Here is a 22,387-nt window from a genome sequence, read left to right as displayed (position 1 = left end):
TTCGCTGATTAGCTCAGCTGTGCCGTGCACTCCAACAGCAGCCGCTGGTTAATCAGCGCGTAGGGTTGCACCACCAAAGCCCGTCTAAACGCCTGAATGGCGTCTTCATACTGCTCCAGGGCGGCATGGCACAGCCCCAGGCCGTGAAGTGCGCCAAAGTGGTAGGGCACCAGCTCCAAAACGCGCTGGCAGTCTGCCCTAGCCTCCCGATAGCGGTGCTGCACAAAGAAGAGCACTGCCCGTCGATTCCAGGCTTCGGCGAAGTCGGGCAGCTCAGCCACCAGGGCCGACAGCAGGGCCTCTGCTGCATCGAGCTCGCCCTGATCTACCAACGCCTGGGCCGTTTGCAGTCGTTGATTGCCCTCGGCTCCCTTCTGGTAAAACCAACTCTGCCACAGGGCGGCGGTGGCCAGTTCCCGCTGATACTCGTCCTCTTGCCTCAGGCTTTGTAGCAGTATCTCCAGGGTTGAGTCGTCCATGTGTGCTTTCGCCTGACCATAGGATTAGCTTCCATTATCGGGCATTGGCCAGAGTTGGTGGGCCTGCGGGGTTGGGGTGTGGCCGCTCAGGGTGAAAGCGCGGTTAGGTAACAATAGGTGAACTGATTTTTTTAAAGTTGTGAGTGGCTCTAAGCAGATGGGCAGACTACAAATGTGCAAGGAATAAGCCCTGAGCGCTGAGGCTGTTTCTACCGCTTCTTTGCAGTAGCAGCTAGGCCCATCTGAGGGAGAACACCTTGCAATTTCATCGAACACATTAACTGTTTAGGGGTTTCAAAACCATGGCTGTTGAAAAAGTAAACTCTTCCTCTAGCTTGGCCGAAGTTGTTGACCGCATTCTGGACAAAGGCATCGTTGTGGATGCTTGGGTTCGTGTGTCTCTGGTTGGTATTGAGCTGCTGGCCATCGAGGCTCGCGTTGTGATTGCTTCCGTTGACACCTACCTCAAGTATGCCGAAGCCGTTGGCCTGACCGCTCAAGCTGCTGTACCCGCTGCCTAACAGCGCACGACCGCTCTCAATAACCCAATGGGGCAGTGAAACATTGAGTTCGACCCAGGTTTATCTGCCCCATAGGTTAGGGCTCACCAACATTTTCCAGCTCTGACTATAACGGCAAATTGGCCGTTGGCAAGTTTACAAATAGCGCTTCAAAATTCCACCGAGACCCTGCCAAAAACCAGCTCTTTAAGGTCCAGTGACTATTCTGTTCTTGGCGCTTTTTTCTCTCCTTGCCACCTTGAAAAATACCCAAAGTTATTTACCACATTTCATTTTCGCTAAAGGGAGAGCAGTCCTGTGACAGCACTTTATGACCAGTGGCAAGCCGCACGACAACTGCGCCAGAGTGAGGTGGTCAATCGGCGCTATCAGGTCTTTACTGACCTGGAACGCTGGCAGGCTGACCGGCTGACCCATGCTGTGCAGCTGCGCCAGGACCTCGAGCAGCTGATGAGCGATCTGCGGACCAATACGGCTCTGTGGCTGGCCGACACCACCGCCGATCGCGAGGCTCAGGTTTTGCCTCGCCAGCAGGCCCGTCAGGCCTACGTTCAGGCCCTCCAGGCCGACACCATCGAGCTGCTGACCAGCTACCAGGCTGCCCGAGAAATGAGCGCCGCCGAACTGCGCCAAAAGCTTGAGCACGATTGCCAGGTGCTTCAAAACACTGTCAATGACCTGCGCTTAGAGATTGCCCAGGAGCTGCGCCAGGTGCAGCAGCAGGTAGCGGCCATTCAGGCTAAAACAGCTGTCGATCTGGCTGGTTATCGCCAGGAGCAGGCGATGGTGCGGGCCGAGCTACTGCCCCAGCTCACCGCCTACGTCGAAGAGTTGCAGGTGCAGGTGCAGACCACCCTCAAGGATCTGACCGCTGTGCGCCAGCAGGCCGCCGTGATCAACCAGACCCAGCGTCAGTGCGATCGCCAGGCTTTGACCCTATCTGTCGACGCCATGTTTGACGAGCTGGCCGACTTTCGCCGTCAGCTCCAGGCCCAGCGAGCCCAGCTATCCCACATCGTCTGGGGCCAGGCTGCTCCTCAACCCGCTGAGGCTCCTGCCCCTCGACCCATCGCTACCCGACCCGCGGCCATCGCTCCCCCGGCCCGGGCGGTAGCGCCTGCCAAGCCCGCCCCCACGGTGGTCCCCAAAGTGGCCCCCAAAGCGGCTGTAATACCTTCCCCCGCTCCGGCCAAGGCGGCCCAGGCCCCGGCCCGGCCCCCAGCCCCTGCGGCACCGGTCGCTCCCTCGGCGCCAGTGGCCACGGTGACAGCCCCAGCCGCACCTCCCTCGACGGTGGCCGTCGCTCCTGTCCCCGCTGCCGAGTCTCCGTCAATCGAAGAGGTGGTTTACAACTACCTGCACCTGTCCCAGGGGGCTCGCCTCAGCGAAATTGAGACGGAGCTGGGCATCAACCGTTTTCAGGCGGTAGATGCGCTGCGATCGCTGATTCAAAAAGACCTCGTGGTTAAGCAAGACCGTACCTATCTCGTCCAAGAGGAAGCCGTTCTGTGAACACTGTTCTACAAGCCCGCCCCCGCAACTTTGTCTCCACCCCCACCCTGGAGCGCACCACTCTTCGAGCCCTGCGGTACCTGCAATCGGGGTACTCCATTCACCTCAAGGGTCCGGCCGGTACCGGCAAAACCACCCTGGCCCTGCACCTGGCCGATCTGCTGGCCCGCCCAATCATGCTGCTGTTTGGCGACGACGAGTTCAAAACCTCTGACCTGATCGGCAACCAGGCGGGCTACACCCGCAAAAAGGTGGTAGACAACTATATCCACAGCGTCGTGAAGGTGGAGGACGAGCTGCGCCAGAACTGGATCGACTCGCGCCTGACGCTGGCCTGCCGTGAAGGCTTCACCATGGTGTACGACGAGTTCAACCGATCGCGCCCCGAGGTCAACAACGTGCTGCTGTCGGCCCTGGAGGAAAAACTCCTGGTACTGCCCCCCAGCAACAACCGGGCCGAGTACATCCGCGTCAGCCCGCACTTCCGCGCCATCCTCACCTCCAACCCCGAAGAGTACTGCGGTGTTCACGGTACCCAGGACGCGCTGCAGGACCGCCTGATCACCATCAATATGCCCGAGCCCGATGAACTGGCTCAGCAGCAGATCCTGGTGCAAAAGGTGGGCATTGACAGCTCTGCCGCGCTGCAAATTGTGCAGCTGGTCAAGGCCTTCCAGTCGACGGCCGCGCCCGATATGGTTTCCAGCCTGCGCCCCAGCCTGATGATTGCCACCATTTGCCACGACCACGGCATTCTGCCCCTGGCCGAAAATGCCGACTTCCGCGACGTGTGCAGCGATATTTTGCTGGCCCGCTCCAAAGAGCCCGCCCCCGATGCCACCCGCCACCTCTGGAATCTGTTCAACCGCTTTGTGGTGTCCCAGGCTGAGCTGGTCAACGATCTCACCCTGAAACCTGAGGTTCAGCCCCAGGCTCGCCTCCACGGCGAAGACGAAGACGACACTCCTCCGGCCCTCGCGGACTTGAGTGCCGAAGCACTGATCGATTTTGTTGAGGACCCTGCGACCGTTGAGGAAACCGTCTCAGCAGATCAGGAGCTAGAAACCCTGCACTCTGCCCCAGCAGCCGTCGCAATCGCCCCTCAGGCCCCGGCTGACCCGCCGATTGCGCCCGCAGAGGCTGCCGCCGAATCAGGATCTACCCCTGCCGACGCCGCTCCTGACGCTGACCTTGAAACCCGCATTTTTGACTATCTCGATGCCACAGGTACGGCATCCCTCGCTACCATCGAGGCAGCCCTGGGGCTAAACCGCTTTCAGGTGGTCAACGCCCTCAAGTCCATGCTGGATCAAGCCCTGATCGAGAAACGCGAGGTCGATGGGCAGCTCACGGGCTATCAGCTGAGTTCTAACTGAAGGTAATCTGTCGTGACTATCAACGCCCCCGCCAGTCGTCCCCAAACCGGTCGTAGCACGATTACCACCGCTACCCAGGGGTCTTCTCTGGTGGACGTGATCGAACGGGTGCTCGACAAAGGGATTGTGATCGCTGGCGATATTTCAGTCTCCGTTGGATCGACGGAGTTGCTGAGCATTCGCATTCGCCTGATCATTTCTTCGGTCGATAAGGCCCGTGAAATTGGCATTAATTGGTGGGAAAGCGACCCCTACCTCAGCAGCCGCACCAGCGAGCTGCTGGAGGCCAATCAGCAACTCCAGGCTCGCCTGGAAAGTTTGGAAGCCGAGCTGAAGGCGCTGCGATCCGCTGAACCGTCGACCTGAACCTGTCCATCGGATGAGCGACTTTCAGCCATCTTGGGCTCTGGCCGTTTGCGGCCGTAGCCTGGTGGCTCAAGTCAATCAGACCTATCGTCCATCCGTTACCCTGCTGCCTCGCCATGCTTACTCTGCGCACCCTGAGACAAATCCCCACCAGCCGCACCATTGCGAGCTTTCGTTCGGTGCCCAGCCGCAGTCGGCCCACCGGGGCGCACCTCACCGATGCAGGACGCATGGGCTACCACCGCACCCGCATCCAGTCCGAAGACGCCCGCCGTCAGTGGTTGCAGCACCAGTGGCAGGGGCGCGCCTAGAAGCGCCCCCGCCTGGTTTTTGGGGTCGGGCGTAGCACCACGGTAAACGGTTTTGGCCAGAATTGGTGACACGCCCTAGACTGTGGCTATGACCTCCGAGAACGTCGATTCTGAACTGTTACCCAGCCTGGCGCTTCAGCCCCCCGCAAAAACCGACGCGGGGCTGGCCCCGCTGCTGCTCACCGTCATTGAGCTGGTGCGGCAACTGATGGAGGCCCAGGTGATTCGGCGGATGGAGTCGGGCGACCTCAGCGACGAGGAGCTTGAACGGGCCGCAGACAGTCTGCGAAAGCTCGAACAGCAGGTCGTCGATATGTGCGAGATCTTTGACGTAGACCCCGCCGATCTGAATATCGATCTGGGGGAAATCGGTACGTTGCTGCCCAGGGAGGGCCAATACTATCCGGGCGAAAAAAACCAGAGTCCGACTATTCTAGAGCTGCTCGATCGCCTGCTGGATACCGGAGTCGTGGTTGAAGGCGACGCTGAACTGGGTATGGCCCAGCTCAATTTGATACACGCCAAACTGCGGCTGGTGCTGACCTCTAAACCCATTTAGGCCGGGGAGTGAGTTCTTGTTGACGACCGACTGATTCACCCCAGCGCGGCTACCCCTGCCACTGCCACAGCTTGATGGTTTTGTCGGCGCTGGCGCTGGCAATGACGCCACCACTGCACTGAATGGCCACCTGATGTACAGGGTTGATGTGAGCGGGTAGTGTGGCTTCCAGGGTGCCGGTTTGACTCTGCCAGAGGCGCAGCGTGCCGTCGCTGCTGCCGCTAACTAGCCGTTGCCCATTGGGGAAAAAGGCAACGGTGTTCACCTCCTGGGTATGTCCCTGCAGGGTGTGGCGCAGGTCGCCCGTGGATAGATCCCAGAGGCGCACGGTGCGGTCTTTGCTAGCGCTGGCCATCAGGCGACCGTCGGGACTGACGGCCACCTGATTAACGGTATTGGTATGGCCCGCAAAAACTCTGGTTGCTTGAGCTGTCTGGGCATCCCAGAGGCGCACGGTGTTGTCGAGGCCGCCGCTGACTAAGCGCTGGTCACCGCTGACCAGAGCCACGGTTTTGAGCATACCGGCTGAGCCGGGTAGGGTCTTGGTCAGGCTGCCCTGGCTGGGGTTCCACAGTTTGAGGGTGCCGTCTTCGCTGGCGCTGGCCAGGCAGTTGGTGCTGCCCAACGCGATCGCCGTGACATCGCGCAGGTGCCCTTTCAGCGTATGCCGCAGGGTGCCGCTGCCCACGTCCCAGATTTTCACCGTGGCGTCGTCCCCACAGCTCACCATGAGCTGACCGCGCTGGTCAATGGCCACATCGTTGACCCCGCGCGCGTGGCCCCTGAGCGAGTGCAGCAAATCTCCTGATTGCCAGTTCCAGATCCGCAGAGAGTCGTCAAGGCTGCCGCTGACCAGCAGCGGCTGTTGGGGGGCAAAGGCCACAGCGGTCACCCATGACTGGTGACCGACCAGTGTTTGAATTAGCTGCCAGCCGCCGCCCAACACTGTCGCAGAGCCATGGTCTAGCTTAGATGACCCCGAGGGTTGGGGGGATCCTGAGGGTTTAGGCGGTCCTGAGGGTTGGGGGGATCTTGAGCCAGGGGGATGGGCATGGGGATACCCGGTACCGCGAACGTTAGGCGGTGGAGGCTGGGGGCCGGAGGCAGGTTGGCCAGAGGCGGGGCCAGAGACAGGACCGGAGAGGGGTCCAGCCATTTCGGCGGCGGTGGGTAGGGACGTAATCGGTACCGCTACACCAGCCCTTTGCCCCGGCCCGCTCAGGGGTGGGCGATCGAGCCCGGTAAACAGGCTCGGGCTGGCCTGGCTAGACACCCATCCAGGAACTGCCCCCTCCAGTTTGGGCAGCCGCTGCAGGTCATCCAGCACGTCCTGGGCGCTCTGGTAACGCTCGCTGACCAGATCCTTGGTCATGCAGTTGAGCACGGCGGCCAGGCCGGGATGAATGGTGCGCCCCTGTTTCTGGAGATACTCCTGCCAGAGCCAGCGACCCTCCTGGGGGCTGTAGAGATCCTCGGGTTTGCGGCCGGTCAGCAGGTGGAGACAGCTGGCCCCAAGACTGTAGAGATCGCTGGAGGGGTAAGCCTGTCCGCTGCGCAGCTGCTCGATGGGGGCATAGCCTTCGGTGCCGATCCGGGTGCCGGGCTCGTAACGGATGGCTTCGCTAAACTGCTTGGCCACCCCAAAGTCGATCAGCACCGGCTTCTGGTCGGCCTTGCGGCGAATGATATTGGAGGGGGTGATGTCGCGGTGGATAACGCCGTGCTGGTGGATAAAGTGCAGCACCGGCAGCAGGTCCTCCAGCAGCTGACGCAGGCTGCCCTCGCTGTAGGCGGCCTGGGCGGCAATCTCCTGGTACAGGGTGCGGCCCTGGATCATTTGCTGTACCAGGTAGAGGTATTTATTTTGCTCGAAGTAGGCCAGCAAGGTGGGAATTTGCGGGTGTTCCCCCAACTCGTGGAGCCGCACGGCCTCCTGCTCAAATAGCTGGACGGCTTTTAAGAAGGACTTGGTGCCCTGGGTCTGGGGCGCAAACTGCTTGATCACGCAGCGGCTGTTGAGGCGATCGGTGTCGAGGGCAAAGTAGGTGCGCCCAAAGCCGCCGCGCCCAATCAGCTTGAGCGGTCGGTAGCGACCCCGCAGACGCCGCTCCAGGGGAGTGCCACAGGTGGGACAAACGGCGGCCTGGGTAGCGTGATTGGGCTGGGTACAGTGGGGATTGAGGCAGCAGATCATCACAGCGGGAACCCGGGGGACGCAGGGGCATAGCTTTTGCTTATGCCTACTTCCATTTAACCTGCAATCGGTCGGAGAGGGGGGATTTTGCTGCTGGGTTGGTGCCGTGGGGCAGCCAATTGACTTGCGATCGCTCTAGTCCGGTTCTGGTCGCGAGGTCAACGCTATATTTCGTAACAATTGGGGCGATCGCGCCAATCCGCCCAAACCCTTGCGGTATGGTAAATAAACCTCATTACTTGATAAACCCTCGTCGTTGAGCAATTTGCTGCCGCCCCTATGACCCTGGCCCAGCCTCCCCACAACAAAGCCAAAGCCCTGCGTCCGGGGGCCACCCGCCCCGCTAAGGAACTCTGCAGCGAGTGCGGCTTCTGCGATACCTACTACATCCACTACGTCAAAGAGGCCTGCGCCTTTCTCAACCAGCAGTTCCCCACCCTGGAGCAGCAGAGCCACGGCCGCAGTCGCGATCTGGAGACCGAAGACGAGGTCTACTTTGGCGTCCACCAGGACATGATGGCTGCCCGCAAGCAGCAGCCCATCGAGGGGGCTCAGTGGACGGGCATTGTCAGCACGATCGCGATCGAGATGCTGACCCGGGGCCTGGTCGAAGGCGTGGTGTGCGTGCAGAATACCGAGAGCGATCGCTTTCAGCCCCAGCCGATCATTGCCACCACCCCCGAAGAGATTCTGGCGGCGCGGGTCAACAAGCCCACCCTATCGCCCAACCTGTCGGTGCTGGAGCAGGTGGAGCAGTCGGGGATGAAACGGCTGCTGGTGATCGGAGTGGGCTGTCAGATTCAGGCGCTGCGGGCGATTGAAAAGCAGCTCGGTCTGGAGCAGCTCTACGTGCTGGGCACCCCCTGCGTGGACAACGTCAGCCGGGCGGGTCTGCAAAAATTTCTGGAAACCACCAGCCGATCGCCCGATACCGTCGTGCACTACGAGTTTATGCAGGATTTTCGGGTCCACTTCAAGCACGAAGACGGCTCCACCGAAACCGTGCCCTTCTTTGGCCTCAAGACCAACCAGCTCAAGGATGTGTTTGCCCCCTCCTGCATGAGCTGCTTCGACTACGTGAACGGGCTGGCCGACCTGGTGGTGGGCTACATGGGGGCTCCCTTTGGCTGGCAGTGGATCGTAGTCCGCAACGATCGCGGCCAGGCCATGCTGGACCTGGTGATGGATCAGCTCGACACCCAGCCGGTGATGTCGGTGGGCGATCGCAAGGCCGCCGTACAGCAGAGCATTCCCGCCTACGACAAGGCGGTGACCCTGCCCATGTGGGCCGCCAAGCTGATGGGCGTGGTGATCGAGCGCATCGGTCCCAAGGGGCTGGAGTACGCCCGCTTTTCCATCGACTCCCACTTCACCCGCAACTACCTCTACGTCAAGCGCAACTATCCGCAGAAGCTGGCCGCCCACGTGCCGGAATTCGCCAAACGCATCGTCAGTCAGTACAAACTGCCCGATTAGCACGCATAAGATCCCAGGGTTCTTTGGTGGAGAGACCAGCAACTCTGGCTACCCATCAAAGAACCCTAGGATCCGCGCTAAAGCGTACCCTACTCCCACGGAAAGGATGGCAGAGGCGTGCTACACCACGCTATATCCCTCTGCTAGCCAACGCTCCATTCCCGCCGGAGCCTGGGCCTGGGCCAGCACCACCCGGAGCTGATCGCCGTCCAGCACCTCAGTCTCCAGCAAAGTCTGGGTGGCCGACTCCAGCAGGCCCTGGTTGAGCCGCAGAATGTCGATCGCCATCGAGCGAGCCCCATCCAGCAACTGCTTCACCTGGCGATCGATTTCGGTCGCCACTTCGGGGCTGGTCACCCGCCTGTCGCTGCCCCCATCCAAAAACTGAGCATTAGCTTTGGCAAAGGCCACTGGCCCCAGGCTGGCGCTCATGCCGTACTCGGTCACTGCCTTCTCGGCCAGGTCGGTCGCTTTCTGGATGTCGTCGCTGGCCCCGGTCGAAACCTTGCCAAAGACAATTTCCTCAGCGGCGCGCCCGGCCAGCAGCGTGGCCAGCTGCCCCCGCAGTTCGTCTTCAAGCATCAGGTAGCGGTCATTCTCCGGCATTTGCAGGGTGTAGCCCAGCGCCCCCAGTCCGCGCGGCACAATCGAAATTTTGGTCACCCGGTTGCCGCCGGGCATCAGCGCCCCCACCAGGGCATGGCCCACTTCGTGGTAGGCCACCGTCTGCCGTTCGGTCGCCGTCAGCACTCGAGAGCGCTTCTCCAGTCCGGCAATCACCCGCTCAATGGCTTCGCCAAAGTCGGCCATCAGCACCGCCTTGCGGTGGTTGCGGGCCGCCATCAGCGCCGCTTCGTTGACCAGGTTGGCCAGGTCGGCCCCGGCAAAGCCAGCGGTTTGGGCCGCAATGTCCGCCAGGTTGACGTCCTCCCCCAGCGCCACGCCGCGACCGTGCACCTGCAAAATCTCCAGCCTGCCGCTCCTGTCGGGGCGATCGACCAGCACCTGGCGATCGAAGCGGCCGGGGCGGCGCAGGGCCGGGTCCAGGGTTTCAGGCCGGTTGGTGGCGGCAATCACAATCACGCCGTCATTGCCGTCAAAGCCGTCCATTTCGGTCAGCAACTGGTTCAGGGTTTGCTCCCGCTCGTCGTTGCCGCCGTTGGGGTTGCCGCCGCGGGTCTTGCCCACGGCGTCTAGCTCATCAATAAACACAATACAGGGAGCCTGACGCTTGGCTTTCGCAAACAGGTCGCGCACCCGCGAGGCCCCGACGCCCACAAACATCTCCACAAACTCCGACCCGGCCATGCTCAAGAATGGGACGCCCGCTTCGCCAGCGATCGCCTTCGCCAGCAGGGTCTTACCCGTGCCAGGAGGCCCCACCAGCAGCACCCCCTTGGGAATTTTGGCCCCCAGCTGGCGGTACCTGTCGCCGTTGGCCAAAAAGTCCACGACCTCTTGCAGCTCCTGCTTGGCCTCGTCCACCCCGGCCACATCGGCAAAGGTGACGCCAGTTTTGCTCTTGCCGTAGCTGCGGGCCTTGCTTTTGCCCATGCCCACGGTGGTGCCCACCCCACCCGCACGGCTAAACTTTGCCGCCAGGGCCAGCGCCCCCACTAGCATCCCTGAGGAGATGATTAACCCGGCGATGCCCGCTGGGGGGAGCGGTTCGGGGGCCAGAGTAACCCGCACCCCCTGACGCTTAAGCTGACTCATAACTTCATCGGTCGAGCCCACCGGCTGGGTTGTGTAGCGGCGGGAGCCAAATTCGGGCTTGAGGGTGTAGTCGATGCGGTCGCGCCCCATCGTCACCCGTTGCACCTGAGCAGTCTTGACCTGCTCCAGAAAGGTGCTGTAGGTCGATTGCACTGGGGTTTCTGTTTTCATTGGGGCAGGTCCTGTAGGGTAAGGGGAACCAACTGGGGGAGGCACTGGAAAAAGCTTCCGGCCAACCGCTCACTTCCTTGATTCTGCGTCAGGTACCCTTTCCCTCCCAGAGGGGGAAACGCCCCAAGTTAGCCGTAGTTACCGAAGCCCACAGGCCGCTCGATACGGTGATTACGCCCTGTTTGAGGGGATGGCCGTAACGACTTCAGATCCATCGCGCCAGTCTCATTCCTAAAAATTTTGCCGGAGTAGGAATCCCATACGCCCCAGGGTGTCAGTGCCGTAGCCCCCGAAAAGAGCTGGGATCTGGAGCCCACCCTGGGCCAGAAGTTGAGTGATTTAAGAAGCGGACTGGAAGCCTACGCCTGTGCTCTGGCCGATAGGGCTGAGATAGATCGCTAAAACCCTACGTATGCAGCTCAATTCAGCATAAAAAAGTTACCTAAAATCGATTAAGTATCGAGAAAATACTCAGTACATAGTGTGAAGTTCTCAATAAGATAGAAGCCTCAGGGGAAGATTTTGAGGTCAGTTCATCTATTTGAGGCCCTTTGGGGTAGGGTTACAACGGTAACGGGCGATCGCGGCGGTTCGCCAAGTGACTTTACAGTCCTGATCGCTCCGTTACAATAGCTGGGTATTTTAGTAGGTAAATGCCTGTCACTTCTGTAGAAGTCCCCTGGCGTTTACTGGCCTTCCCGCAGGCCAATGGAGCACACTCGATTTTCCTCATCTATAACATCCCCTCCCAGCGGGGCGGTTAGCTATGTCCAGGGTTTCCCAGCGTCACTGCTGCTGTAGGGCCAACGCCCCCTGACCAGGCCTTACCGCTGCTACATTCTTGGTTTTGTCGTTTGGCATATCGGTTTTAAAAACATGAGTCGTCATCTACTGCGAAAGGCGTTGCGGCTTCCTCAAGCTGCAATCAAGCGATTGGTTACTGGGGTGCTACAACTCGTGCTGCTGGCAAACCGACCGGCCCGCTTGGCCAGGTCGGGTTTTGTGTTGCCAACTACCGTGTTGCTGGTGCTAATGGTGGTGCTCACCGCCACCGCCCTCACCTATCGCTCCTTTACCCGCAGCGATATGGCCATCTCCCAGCGGGAGCAGCAGGTGATTTCTAACGCCGCAACCCCTGCGGTAGACCGAGCCAAGGCCAAAATCGAATTCTTGTTTCAGACCGACAACCGCTTTCCCAGCGGAGTGCCCGCCAGTGACATTCTGGCTGACCTGATGCTGGTCACCAGTACCTACCCTGGCTATACCGGCCGCGTTGCCGCTCTGCCCGGTGCCAACGATCCCTACACCCTGCCCGATGAAACCCGGGTCGATATCAACGGCGACACAATCTTAGACAACGCCTGGTCGTTTAATACCGACATCAACGGCGATGGCGTTGTCGGTAGTAATGAAATCGTTGTCTACTCCATCCTGGTCGATGACCAAGGGCCCCTGTCGGCAACCACGGTACGCGTCGATGGCCCGGTTAACCAGGCTAAAGCCGATGCTCTGGTCACCCGCACCGGGCCCCTGGCCACAACCGAAGCCAGCCCAGCCTGTGCGGGCGCTCTGGCAGAAGGTGGCTGGCAGGTGGTACAGCAGGGCAACAACTCTACCCTGCAAAAGAACTTCCAGGTCAACGCCTTTGTTGCCAACCTCAACGATGCTAACCGCACCTTTGAAACCCTGGAGTTTCAGCAGTCTCGCACTGCAGCCCGGGCCAACAAGTGGGGGGCATGGTTCCGCTACGACCTCGATGTATCCCCCGGTCCAGAATTTAACTGGAACGGAGCCATGCACACCGACGGCAGCTTCTTTACCTTTGCGGGTAGCGGCACTGGGGCAGGTAATGGCTATCGCTCTCACATGGTGAGTTCCCACAACTCCTGCCTTTACAGCCGGGAAGCCTCCGAAATTTCCCTGTCTGAGGTAGACCTCAACGGCGATGGTCGAGGCGACCCCCGTGCCGTCGTCAATGGCCAGCCAGAATTCCAGGGGCAGGCCGTGCGGGGCACCATGCGGTTCGACAACACCACGAACAACCAACCGTCTATCATTCACGTATGGGATGGGGCAGGACGCCCCGCCATCGTCAACCGCACCCTCGACAACAACACCGACTCCGTTAGAACCAGTGCCGCTAACAACAACGTCCGCCCTTCCGATGTGGCGATGAACCCGCTGGCGCTATTCACTCGCGATACTGCTGAGCACATCAACCCTGGTGCTTGGGAACGGGACCCTGTGTGGAGCACAGCGGCCAATGGCTTTAGCAGCGACAATATTCGACGCATCATCAACGACCAGGTTGCCCGTCCCTTCGTAGACGACTTTTATCGGGCCGACAACCGCTGGGGACCCAAGTCTCGCTACGACAGCCGCGATCTCTCCCTCGACATTACCAACGCCGCTGCCGGAACGGTAGTTGGTGACCGGATCACCGGCGTCGGTCGTCTGACCGATCCATCTAATGGTTTAGACGGCTATTGGGAGCGCCAGTCAATTGAAACTGGTATGCGTCTAATAATGGGCGAACGTCTGGAGTTGGGTAACGCTAATGGTTGGAACTCTAACCCGGCGGGCATTGGGCCGGCAGGGGATCCGTTGTATCCAGCGCTCACTCGCCCAACCGGTACTGATACTCGCTGGGGCGGAGATCATGAGTATTTGCAGCGCAGATCTCTACGGGACAACCTTGCCGCCGTCCAGGGTATGGCTGTATACCACTATCAAATCAACAATGGTCAGTTCCCCGCCGCCTGTGTAGCTGCCACGGCCCACCCCGGAACTCCCCAAACCATTGTCAACAGCCGAACCTATATCAACTACCCGAACACTGGCAGTCTCAAGACTGACTTTTTGACCGGCAACGGCACCAACGGCTGGGAATTTCAGCTACGCAGCACCTTCGACACTGAGGCAGAGTTTATCACTGAGCTGGACAGTAGCCGCCACCTGGGCCGTGCCCTGCGTAACCTGGCCTACTTTGCAGGAGACCCTAGAGGCGGTGCACCCTCTTTCGCGGCGGTGCAGGATGGCAATATCCACCCCCACCCCCACCTCGGCATGTGGGGCGACTTTTCCCCACTGCGCCGCATTTTTACTGAGTACCTTGATGCCAGCCCGGCAGTACCTTACGATCAGTTAAGCCCGGCGGATAAAGCTACACTGCACAGTGCTGCCTGCACCGTCAGCATGCTGGCTTACAACGTCATGGCTGACTATTTGGAAGCTCGGGCTCTCGCTAACACTGATCTCAACATTAACTTTCAAAACATTGGCTCTGGTCTAAGAAACGCCGTCCGCGACATCAGCACCTATGTAACCACCAATGGGGCTACAAACCCTCAGCTAGGCGGTGGCAATCGAGTGTCTGATTACTTCACTACTAGGGGCAAGGCTGTACCCTGGGTTGATCCAACCATCAGCAACGCTCCCTGTACGGGTGGAGTAACCGATGCCGCAGGATATCAAGAAGCCTGCGACTTTGGTCAGTACTTTGCTCAGTACAATCTTGATGACTGGATTGAGCTACTGCGGATGGGAACCAATGCCACGGCAGCTCAGATCACCCAAATTACAACGTTTGTCCAACAAATTAACTTCCTGACCAGCACTATTCGCGATCGTGAACTGGGCTTTAGGGAAGGTCTACCAACCACCAGCCTTGGTCCTGCCACTGCTCCCGCGAACAACATCGTTTGGAACTCGGGTAGCCAACTGACAGAAGTGATTTCACTGCCGGGTGCTAGTGGAAGAAATGTCAGGTTTCAATTGCGTTGCAACCCTAACCTCTTTGGTGGCACCCTAGCCCGTGGGAACGGTGGTAAAGATGACGTTGGTGTTTTTGGATACCTGGCCTGTAGCGCCACAAACGTTATGCCGGTGCGATACCCGGCCCTCTACTACTTGTTCCCCGTCGCTGACCACGACTTTGACGGCGACGGGTGTACCCAGCAGCCCGATGGCCAGACCATTGTTGGTCGCGCCTGCGAACCCACCCAGCCTGGCGAGGAGTACATCACCAACGCCTACGTGCGCAGTGTCAATCTTCCGGCCACCAACCCGCCTATCTTCCGTCGCTTAGGTACCGACCCGGTGGTGGGCATGAACAACTTGGCAGGTACCCCCCGCTCCGACACGGCGACAAGTTGGAGAACTCCAGCAGCGGCGTCTACTGCAGCTGTGCTGGACGTAGCAAATCATAACGATCAAACCCATGCCTTTGTCATCAATGGCCCTACCGGTCGTATTCAGGTGCCTTTCCTAGAAAAAGGTATTTACAACGGGCGAGAGCAGCTCAACACCCGCGTGCTCGATATTGATATTGAAGCCTTAACCAGGCGTAGAGTAGGCACTGGCGACTTCTGGCTCTCCGCCAACCCAGACAACCGGGGCGAGGGTGTGGTCTTTGCCTTTAGGGAAGACGCCGTTCGGGAAGATGAGGTGGTACGGCCCAGAAATGCTACGGCGACCGTTAATGCGGCCTTTTGCCAGGCACTCAATACCGCTACCCCACGTCGGTTTAATATCGAAACCCAGGCTAACTGTAGAATGCAGGCTGGGCCTGGGGGAGCTCCTCAAGATCCGCCCCTAACAGCCCAGGGTATTAGCCTCAAGCCGGTAGACTTCTATCCCGATCCTGCCCGCCGGGCCCATGGGTTTAGGCTACGCACCGCTAGCGGCGATCCAGCAGACTTCAGCGGCCCCGCCACCATTGGTGGTGCCCCCGGCCCCCGCCGGGTGGGGATGACCTTTGTCACCGACAACAGTGTCTACATCCAGGGCGACTTTAACCCCCACAGCACTACAGGCCGAGTGACCAACATCATTGAAGAGTTTACTCAGACTCTCTTCAACGAAAACCTGGCTACTGCGTTTGGTCTACCGTTCTATAACAGACGCACCACGCTCAACACCGGCACCTTTGCCACTTTGAACTCCGATCACTGGCGTCCAGTTGAGATTCTGGCTGATGCTGTTACCATCCTCTCAAACAGCTTTAGGGATGGAGCACTTGAGGATGCCTTTAGGCGAGTCAGACCTAATAATGCTGGTGGGGCTAACTCCTCCTACATGATTGCCAACCGTCCAACGCTTACAGCCGATCAACCGAACTGGGTGCGCGAGAGTGCGGCTGCTGGTTCTCCCGTATGGGTGGATCGCAATGGCACCTACTACCGCAACAACATGGGTACCGCCCCGGCCATTCGGCCTTTCTATGATGTGTACAACGCTGATGCTACTTGGACTGGGTTTGGTACCGCTACTGGCGAGAGGCAGCGAAATCTGCAAACGGCTACACAGACATTCGTCAATGCGACTGTTGTCAGTGGATTGGTACCCCAGCGCCCGCAGCAGGGCTACGGCGGTCTGCACAATTTCCCCCGCTTCCTCGAAGACTGGAATAATGTGCAGTTACACGTGGCCGGGTCGTTGATTCAGCTCAACTTCTCGACCAATGCTACCGGCCCCTTTGAGCACGATGCTTGGGAACCCAATACTAATCCGACCGCAGATGAGGAACTGGGCTATTACAGACCGCCTCTTCGCCGCTGGGGCTATGACGTTGGCCTGCTGTATTTACCCCCAGCCCCAGCCGCCCGTCGTTTCGTTAGCATTGGTACCCCCCGCAGTGAGTACTACCGTGAGCTGCCCGCCGACGACCCGTACATTGTCAACCTGCGCTGCGCCAGAAATGCTGCTGGTACTAGGCTGATGCCCGATCTCTGTACAAGAGCCTAGCTAATAACTGCCCTTGCCCTGCTATATCAGGAGACCACACATCGTGATCAACAACAGACTCAAGCGCTATCTCTACCGGGTTGGGGGCTACTCCCCAGCCCAGGGGCAGCAAGGGCTGACCCTGATTGAATGTCTGGTAGCCATTATTATCGTGGGTCTAATTGGTAGCGCCATTGCTCCCGCCCTGGTCATTTCGGTGGCCACTCGGGTGCAAAGCCAGAAGGCCGAGCAGGCATTGGAAGTGGCCCAGTCTGAAATCGATCGGGTGCGGCTGCTGGTCGAGCGCTCTACTGCTAATACCGGCAACCTGCCTCCCTCCACCACAATTACAGGCACTAACCCAGATCGGAGGGTGGCAGAGGTGGCAGGGCCAAACTTTGGTGCACCAGTAGCGGCGCCAACGACTGCATTTCAAACCCGTGAAGTTAACCTCAACGGCAACCGGTTTGCGGTGCAGTCTTACCGTACCCCTGGTCGTTTTGTGGGCAGTGTGCCGGTTACCTTTGCCATGGGTGTGCGAGTGTACGACTACGATGCGGTGCTGACCGGCACCGGTAGCCTGGACAAGGACCCGGCCGCCCTACGCATGGTCAATGGCGTGGGGCAGCGGGGACGGCGTCCGCTTGTGGCTCTGTACACAACAGTGACTTCGGGTGAGAGCGGCAATTCTCTCTGTCAATACATTCAGCATCTCAATGCCGCAGCGTCGGTACCCAGCGGCTGTAACTAACTGTGCGATCTACAACCATCTCTTGAGGGTGACACCCCATGGCTAAACAGGCCCTTACAAAACTTACGCTCACGTGGTTGCTTCGGGCCAGATCAATGGGTCGGCGCGGCTTTACGCTGATAGAGCTGCTGGTGGCGATCGCCGTTGGGTCGCTGATTGTGGGCACGATGCTCTTTCTGGTGGTTGAGCTACTCCGGATCAACCGTAGAGAGGAAATTCTCACCCAGACCCAGCAGGACATGCGCCGCGCCATCGACTACATCACCCGCGATGCTGGCGAAGCTGTCTTTATCTACTCCACCCCGGCTGAGGTTGTTGGCCAGTTAAATGACTTTCCACGGGCTGGCGAAGTACCGGTGCTGGCCTTTTGGCGGCTAGACCCCCTCGACCCCACTAATGCAAACGTTCGTACCTTTTTTAACACCGCGTGTTCAGCGACCTTCACCGGAGCAAGGCTCAACGAGTGCAATACTCTACGCCTGCGCCAGGGCTACTACACGCTGGTGGTCTACGCCCAGCAGCAAAACACTGGCAACGACATTTGGGGCGGTCGCTCCAGAATTATCCGTTACGAGCTGCCTAAGTATACCGCCGGTGGGTTGGCTAACCTGAACATTACACCGGGCTATGCCGAACCCACCGGCACCACAAATAACTTTGCCAACTGGACGAGTGCGGGCAACACTCCCCGTAACATCTCGGTGCTCACCGACTTTGTCGATAACACCGACGCTAACCAGGCGACTACTGGCCTCTGTCCGGATGGGTACCTGCAAACTCCAGCCAATGCCAATAACTTTTATGCCTGTGTCCTGGAAGGAACGACTCGGGCTAATCCCAACGATGCGGCCTTAACTACTGGCAGCAACCAGACGCTGATTGTATTTTTGAGGGGCAATGCCGATACCCAAAACTCAGCCCTGGGCTCGTTCTCCCAGGCAGGGGCGTTGCCCACCCTGCGGTCTGAGGTGCTAATTCGAGGTGTATTGGACAAGCAGCCAGGGCTGTAGCGGCGCTGTTGTAGGGTGAGTTCACGTTGAGTTGTTGTATTTTGGGGCCTGCCATGAAACGCCTGCGCACATCGGCTAAACAATCTGAATCAGGCTTTACCCTGATTGAACTGCTGGTGGTGGTGGTAATTGCGGCGGTGCTGGCGGCGATCGCGGCACCGAGTTGGTTTGCATTTTCCAGTCGTCAGCGGGCGATCGCAGTGCGAAGCGACGTCATTCAGGCAATGAGAAATGCCCAGCAGGACGCCATTCAGCTGCGGCAGGCCCGCCGGGTAGAAGTGGTGACCACCGCCGCCAACCCCACCCTGAGAATTGGATCTGTAGATTTCACAGATCCAGCTAACCCTGTATTTAACGGTAGAAATCAAGAACTGGGTGGCGATGCCAACCGCACCGGGCAAATTACGCTGAGAGCCTTTAGCGTCGCGGCTAACGGTACGCAGACCCCCGTGAACAATATCGCCTTTGACTATCGGGGTTTGCCTTTGGAGCGCAACAATCTGCCCTTTGTCATTGTCATTGACGGTGGGGCGGGCACCATTCAGCAGTGTGTGATTGTGGCCAACCTGCTGGGCAGTCTCAAAACCGCCAACAATACCGAGTGCAACAATCCCCGGGTTGGTCTGAACTGACGCTTCCTAAACATTCGTTCGCGATTGCTTGGGTCAATCTATCGCCGTTGCTCTGGCCTGCTGCCCTACTCCCGCTCCGCCCCCATTTCGTGATAAAAACAATGGGCACGTTTTGCTGAGCGAGGTGACTCCATGAGCGCATCATCCCCATCCCTGGAAGGCCAGGTTGCTATTGTGACGGGGGCCTCGCGGGGCATTGGTCGGGCCGTGGCGATCGCCCTGGCGGCGGCCGGGGCTCAGGTGGTGGTCAACTATGCCCGCTCCAGCACCGCCGCCGATCAGGTGGTGACTGACATTGCCGCCGCAGGGGGTAGCGCCCTGGCGCTTCAGGCCGATGTTTCCCAGGCCGACCAGGTGGATGCGCTGATTGCGGGCACCCTGGAGAAGTTTGGCCGGGTCGATATTTTGGTCAACAATGCGGGCATTACCCGCGACACCCTGCTGCTGCGGATGAAGCCCGAAGACTGGCAGGCCGTGATCGATTTGAACCTGACCGGAGTCTTTTTGTGTACCCGCGCTGTGGCCAAGATCATGCTGAAGCAGCGATCGGGCCGAATTATTAATATTGCTTCGGTGGCGGGACAGATGGGCAACCCCGGTCAGGCCAACTACAGCGCCGCCAAGGCCGGGGTGATTGGCTTTACCAAGACCGTCGCCAAGGAATTGGCCAGCCGTGGGGTAACGGCCAATGCGGTCGCCCCCGGCTTTATCGAAACCGACATGACGGGGGATCTGCCCAACACAGAGGACATTCTCAAGTTCATTCCCCTGGGCCGGTTTGGCCAGCCCGAAGACATTGCGGGCATGGTGAAATTTCTTGCCGTCGACCCGGCGGCGGCCTACATCACTGGCCAGGTGTTCAATGTCGACGGCGGTATGGTGATGGCTTAGGAGCAGATGTTCTCGTTCCCACCCCACTACCCACCCTCCGCTTCCAAAGGCAAAAACTGGGGCGGCGCAATGGCGTATAGCCATCGCTTCAGGGGCACCAGCTAGGCTCGATTTACGGTTCTCAATAACCACAGGGTGGCGGCCAGGGACACAAAATGGGCCAGCAGGGTGTTGGTATTGGCCTGCACCACAAAAATGTCGAAGGCCTCGACAAACTGGTTGATGTTGCCGGGTATAAATACTGTACTTCCCTGGGGCTGGGCCAGGGCCTTGCCCAGCAGGGAGCCAATCAGCGCCTGACTGCCAAACAGGGTGATCAACATGCCGACCATGCTAATGCCAGTACCCAACCGCAGCGCCTGGAGGGCATCTTTTGGACTGGGCCGCTTGGTGGTGTCGCGGCTGCGCAGGCGTCTCCCCAGACGGACATAGCGAAAGGCCCAAAAAATGTTGAAGTAAACGGCTACCAACCCCAGGGCGGCAAACAACAGCCCCACGCCCGTGCCGGGGTTACCTCCCCCAGCCCCCGATCGCGCGGTTAGATTGATGCTGGCAAACAGTAGCACCAGGCTAGAGATGGCTGCCAGCACCACCTGGGTCCAAAAGCTAATCCAGCCCACCAGGCGAAAGGAGCCCGATATGCGCCGTACGGCGGGCGGGAGGGTGTAGTCGAAGTCAGTAGTCATACCTGTGATTCTAGCCTGTGATCTCGACCTCAGCGCAGGGGCTTCTGAATGATACATTTGGGGAAAGTGGCGGGGGCAGGGGTATGGCAGACGCGATTGACCAGGCCGTTATTGATCAGGCAAAGGCCCGAGTGCAGGAACTCTGCGATCGCTGGGGGCCGCGGGTAGACTACCTGGCAATTCGGTTGGAGCAGTCTGAGGGCACCGACATCTTTTTGCGGGGCGGCAGGGCGGAAACCCTGAGCGAGGCGATCGCGATCGGAGGCCACGTGCGGGCCTGCTATCGGGGGGGCTGGGGCTTTGCCAGTTTTAACGACCTGGAGAGCCTGGTCGCCTGTGTGGAGTCGGCCGTCGGTGCGGCCCGCCTGGTGGGCCACGACGAAACCCTGCTGGCCCCGATCGAACCAGTCCAAGTGGTCCGTCGTCTGCCCCTGGCGGGCACCGATCCCCGCTCCATTCCCCTGGCCCGCAAAAAAACACTCTGCAGCCACTACGCCGATTTACTCCAGAGCCTGGACAGCCGGATTACAACCACATCGGTACGCTACACAGACGTGGCCCAGCGGGTGCTGTTGGTCACCTCTGAAGGGACTCTGATCGACCAGGCCTGGTCAGACATGGAAATGCGGTTTGCTGCCACCGCCCGCGACGGCGATACGGTACAAACCGGGCGAGAAACTACGGGTTCGCGCAAAGCCTACGAGGATTTGGAACATCTGGATGCCCAGGTGATGGAGGCGGCCCGGCGGGCGGTGGCCGCCCTGGAGTTGCCCCCGGTACGCGGGGGTGCCTACGATGTGGTGATTGACCCCGTGCTGACCGGCCTGTTTGTCCATGAGGCCTTTGGTCATCTGTCGGAGGCCGACATGGCCTACGAAAACCCTGACCTGCTGGAGTCGATGAGCATGGGCCGTCGCTTTGGCCCCGACAACCTGCAAATTTTCGATGGGGCGGCTCCCGAAGGTCACCGGGGCAGCTACTTCTACGATGACGAAGGCACTCCGGCCACCACCACCCAACTCATTCAGGATGGGATGCTGGTGGGGCGGCTGCACTCTCGCGAAACGGCGGGAAAACTGGGGGAGCAGCCCACCGGCAACGCCCGCTGCCTCAACTACCACTATTCGCCCCTGGTGCGCATGACCAACACCTGGATCGAGCGCGGCAGCACCCCCGTCAATGACCTGTTTGCCGACATCAAAGAAGGGGTCTACGCCCGCAATTGGCTGGAGGGCATGACCAACGGCGAAATGTTCACCTTTACGGCGGGTGAGGCCTGGATGATTCGCAATGGGCAACTGGCTGAGCCGGTGCGGGATGTCACGCTGTCTGGCAATGTGTTTCGCACTCTGGCGGATATTGAGGCGATCGGCGACGATTTTTACTGGGATGAGTCGGGGGGCTGCGGCAAGGGCGGCCAAAATGGACTGCCCGTAGGCTGCGGCGGGCCTAGCCTCCGAATTCGCAACGTCGTGGTGGGGGGCGAAGCTGAAGACTGGTATGAGTGATGGTTCGGTTAACCAGGGCCGCATTTTGCGCAATCTGATGCGGTTGATGGATGCCACCTGCGGCCACAGCCTCTACGAGGTGCTGCCCCGAGGGGTGCAGGTGTGGCTGCCTGAGCAGGGGTTGGGGGTGTATCCCGACCTGCTGGTGGTGGCAGGGGAGCCGCTGCTGCACGACGGGCAGGACAATCGGGTGCTCAACCCCTGCGTGATGTTTGAGATTTTGAGCGAGCCGACCCCCGGCTATAGTCCCGATGCGGCCACTTTGCCCGAGCGGGGCGGGATGTTTAACCTCTGTCGTACGATTCCCTACCTGCAGGCCTACCTGTTTGTACACCAGACCGAGGCTCGGGTGGAGCAGTTTTACCGGGCTGAGGAGCACCTGTGGGGGATGACGACTCAATCGGGGCTGGATTCGGTGGTGGAGTTGGCCATTACCGATGTCCGGCTGCCAATGATGGACATCTACGCACGGGTCGATTTTAGTCTGGTGGTTTAGTAAAGGGG

At 59.6% G+C, this 22,387-nt stretch carries 18 protein-coding genes; 14 read left to right on the top strand and 4 right to left on the bottom strand.

The window, feature by feature from the left end; genetic code table 11:
- Positions 1 to 8 precede the first annotated feature (8 nt).
- Positions 9 to 479 (bottom strand): tetratricopeptide repeat protein, encoded by a 471-nt coding sequence (locus NF78_RS08905; RefSeq protein ID WP_035985811.1) that lies wholly within the window; start codon positions 477 to 479, stop codon positions 9 to 11.
- 302 nt (positions 480 to 781) lie between these two features.
- Between NF78_RS08905 and gvpA the strand changes: the two genes are divergently transcribed.
- The 6 genes from gvpA to NF78_RS08875 all read left to right on the top strand — a co-directional run bounded on the left by gvpA (position 782) and on the right by NF78_RS08875 (position 5,124).
- Complete coding sequence (gene gvpA / locus NF78_RS08900; RefSeq protein ID WP_017300094.1) at positions 782 to 1,000, top strand: gas vesicle structural protein GvpA; 219 nt, start codon at positions 782 to 784, stop codon at positions 998 to 1,000.
- A gap of 297 nt (positions 1,001 to 1,297) precedes the next feature.
- Positions 1,298 to 2,512 carry a hypothetical protein gene (locus tag NF78_RS08895; protein WP_156119707.1) on the top strand — a complete coding sequence of 405 codons (1,215 nt, stop codon included), beginning with the start codon at positions 1,298 to 1,300 and terminating at the stop codon, positions 2,510 to 2,512.
- Positions 2,509 to 3,888: a gas vesicle protein GvpN gene (gvpN, locus tag NF78_RS08890; protein WP_035985809.1), complete on the top strand. Its 1,380-nt coding sequence runs from the start codon at positions 2,509 to 2,511 to the stop codon at positions 3,886 to 3,888. Before NF78_RS08895 ends, gvpN begins: the two co-directional genes overlap by 4 nt.
- Positions 3,889 to 3,900: 12 nt before the next feature.
- Positions 3,901 to 4,254, top strand: a complete 354-nt coding sequence (locus tag NF78_RS08885) for a gas vesicle protein (protein WP_035985808.1) — start codon at positions 3,901 to 3,903, stop codon at positions 4,252 to 4,254.
- Between the two features lie 116 nt (positions 4,255 to 4,370).
- Positions 4,371 to 4,565, top strand: coding sequence for a hypothetical protein (locus tag NF78_RS08880; RefSeq protein WP_035985807.1), 195 nt, complete (start codon positions 4,371 to 4,373; stop codon positions 4,563 to 4,565).
- Positions 4,566 to 4,653: 88 nt separating this feature from the next.
- Positions 4,654 to 5,124 carry a gas vesicle protein K gene (locus NF78_RS08875; RefSeq protein ID WP_081972562.1) on the top strand — a complete coding sequence of 157 codons (471 nt, stop codon included), beginning with the start codon at positions 4,654 to 4,656 and terminating at the stop codon, positions 5,122 to 5,124.
- 49 nt (positions 5,125 to 5,173) lie between these two features.
- Here NF78_RS08875 and NF78_RS08870 read toward each other — a convergent pair whose 3' ends face one another.
- Positions 5,174 to 7,318, bottom strand: a complete 2,145-nt coding sequence (locus tag NF78_RS08870) for a serine/threonine-protein kinase (RefSeq protein ID WP_035985806.1) — start codon at positions 7,316 to 7,318, stop codon at positions 5,174 to 5,176.
- A gap of 279 nt (positions 7,319 to 7,597) precedes the next feature.
- Between NF78_RS08870 and NF78_RS08865 the strand changes: the two genes are divergently transcribed.
- A complete protein-coding gene (locus tag NF78_RS08865; RefSeq protein WP_035985805.1) occupies positions 7,598 to 8,794 on the top strand; it encodes a Coenzyme F420 hydrogenase/dehydrogenase, beta subunit C-terminal domain in 1,197 nt (398 codons plus the stop codon).
- A gap of 120 nt (positions 8,795 to 8,914) precedes the next feature.
- Here the strand turns inward: NF78_RS08865 and ftsH are convergent, their stop codons facing one another.
- Positions 8,915 to 10,681 (bottom strand): ATP-dependent zinc metalloprotease FtsH, encoded by a 1,767-nt coding sequence (ftsH, locus tag NF78_RS08860; RefSeq protein WP_052050012.1) that lies wholly within the window; start codon positions 10,679 to 10,681, stop codon positions 8,915 to 8,917.
- 876 nt (positions 10,682 to 11,557) lie between these two features.
- On the opposite strand from ftsH, the gene hpsA reads away from it, so the two are divergent.
- From hpsA to fabG, 5 genes are all read left to right on the top strand, one after another.
- Positions 11,558 to 16,426, top strand: a complete 4,869-nt coding sequence (gene hpsA, locus NF78_RS08855; RefSeq protein ID WP_225885261.1) for a hormogonium polysaccharide biosynthesis protein HpsA — start codon at positions 11,558 to 11,560, stop codon at positions 16,424 to 16,426.
- A 43-nt stretch (positions 16,427 to 16,469) separates the two neighbouring features.
- Positions 16,470 to 17,156, top strand: coding sequence for a prepilin-type N-terminal cleavage/methylation domain-containing protein (locus NF78_RS08850; protein ID WP_035985803.1), 687 nt, complete (start codon positions 16,470 to 16,472; stop codon positions 17,154 to 17,156).
- Positions 17,157 to 17,251: 95 nt separating this feature from the next.
- A complete protein-coding gene (locus NF78_RS08845; RefSeq protein WP_035985802.1) occupies positions 17,252 to 18,166 on the top strand; it encodes a PilW family protein in 915 nt (304 codons plus the stop codon).
- A 53-nt stretch (positions 18,167 to 18,219) separates the two neighbouring features.
- Positions 18,220 to 18,798 (top strand): prepilin-type N-terminal cleavage/methylation domain-containing protein, encoded by a 579-nt coding sequence (locus tag NF78_RS28130; protein WP_052050011.1) that lies wholly within the window; start codon positions 18,220 to 18,222, stop codon positions 18,796 to 18,798.
- 132 nt (positions 18,799 to 18,930) lie between these two features.
- Positions 18,931 to 19,689: a 3-oxoacyl-[acyl-carrier-protein] reductase gene (gene fabG / locus NF78_RS08835; protein ID WP_035985801.1), complete on the top strand. Its 759-nt coding sequence runs from the start codon at positions 18,931 to 18,933 to the stop codon at positions 19,687 to 19,689.
- A 101-nt stretch (positions 19,690 to 19,790) separates the two neighbouring features.
- Here the strand turns inward: fabG and NF78_RS08830 are convergent, their stop codons facing one another.
- Positions 19,791 to 20,375: a DUF3611 family protein gene (locus NF78_RS08830; RefSeq protein WP_035985800.1), complete on the bottom strand. Its 585-nt coding sequence runs from the start codon at positions 20,373 to 20,375 to the stop codon at positions 19,791 to 19,793.
- 83 nt (positions 20,376 to 20,458) lie between these two features.
- Between NF78_RS08830 and NF78_RS08825 the strand changes: the two genes are divergently transcribed.
- Entirely contained in the window at positions 20,459 to 21,883 is a 1,425-nt protein-coding gene (locus NF78_RS08825; protein ID WP_052050009.1) for a TldD/PmbA family protein, read from the top strand.
- Positions 21,876 to 22,379: a Uma2 family endonuclease gene (locus NF78_RS08820; RefSeq protein ID WP_035985799.1), complete on the top strand. Its 504-nt coding sequence runs from the start codon at positions 21,876 to 21,878 to the stop codon at positions 22,377 to 22,379. Before NF78_RS08825 ends, NF78_RS08820 begins: the two co-directional genes overlap by 8 nt.
- Positions 22,380 to 22,387 lie beyond the last annotated feature (8 nt).

The organism is Leptolyngbya sp. KIOST-1, assembly GCF_000763385.1.
GTDB lineage: Bacteria > Cyanobacteriota > Cyanobacteriia > Phormidesmidales > Phormidesmidaceae > Nodosilinea.
The sequence above is the reverse complement of the archived record's forward strand: the minus strand, read 5'-3'. Positions and strand labels throughout refer to the sequence as shown.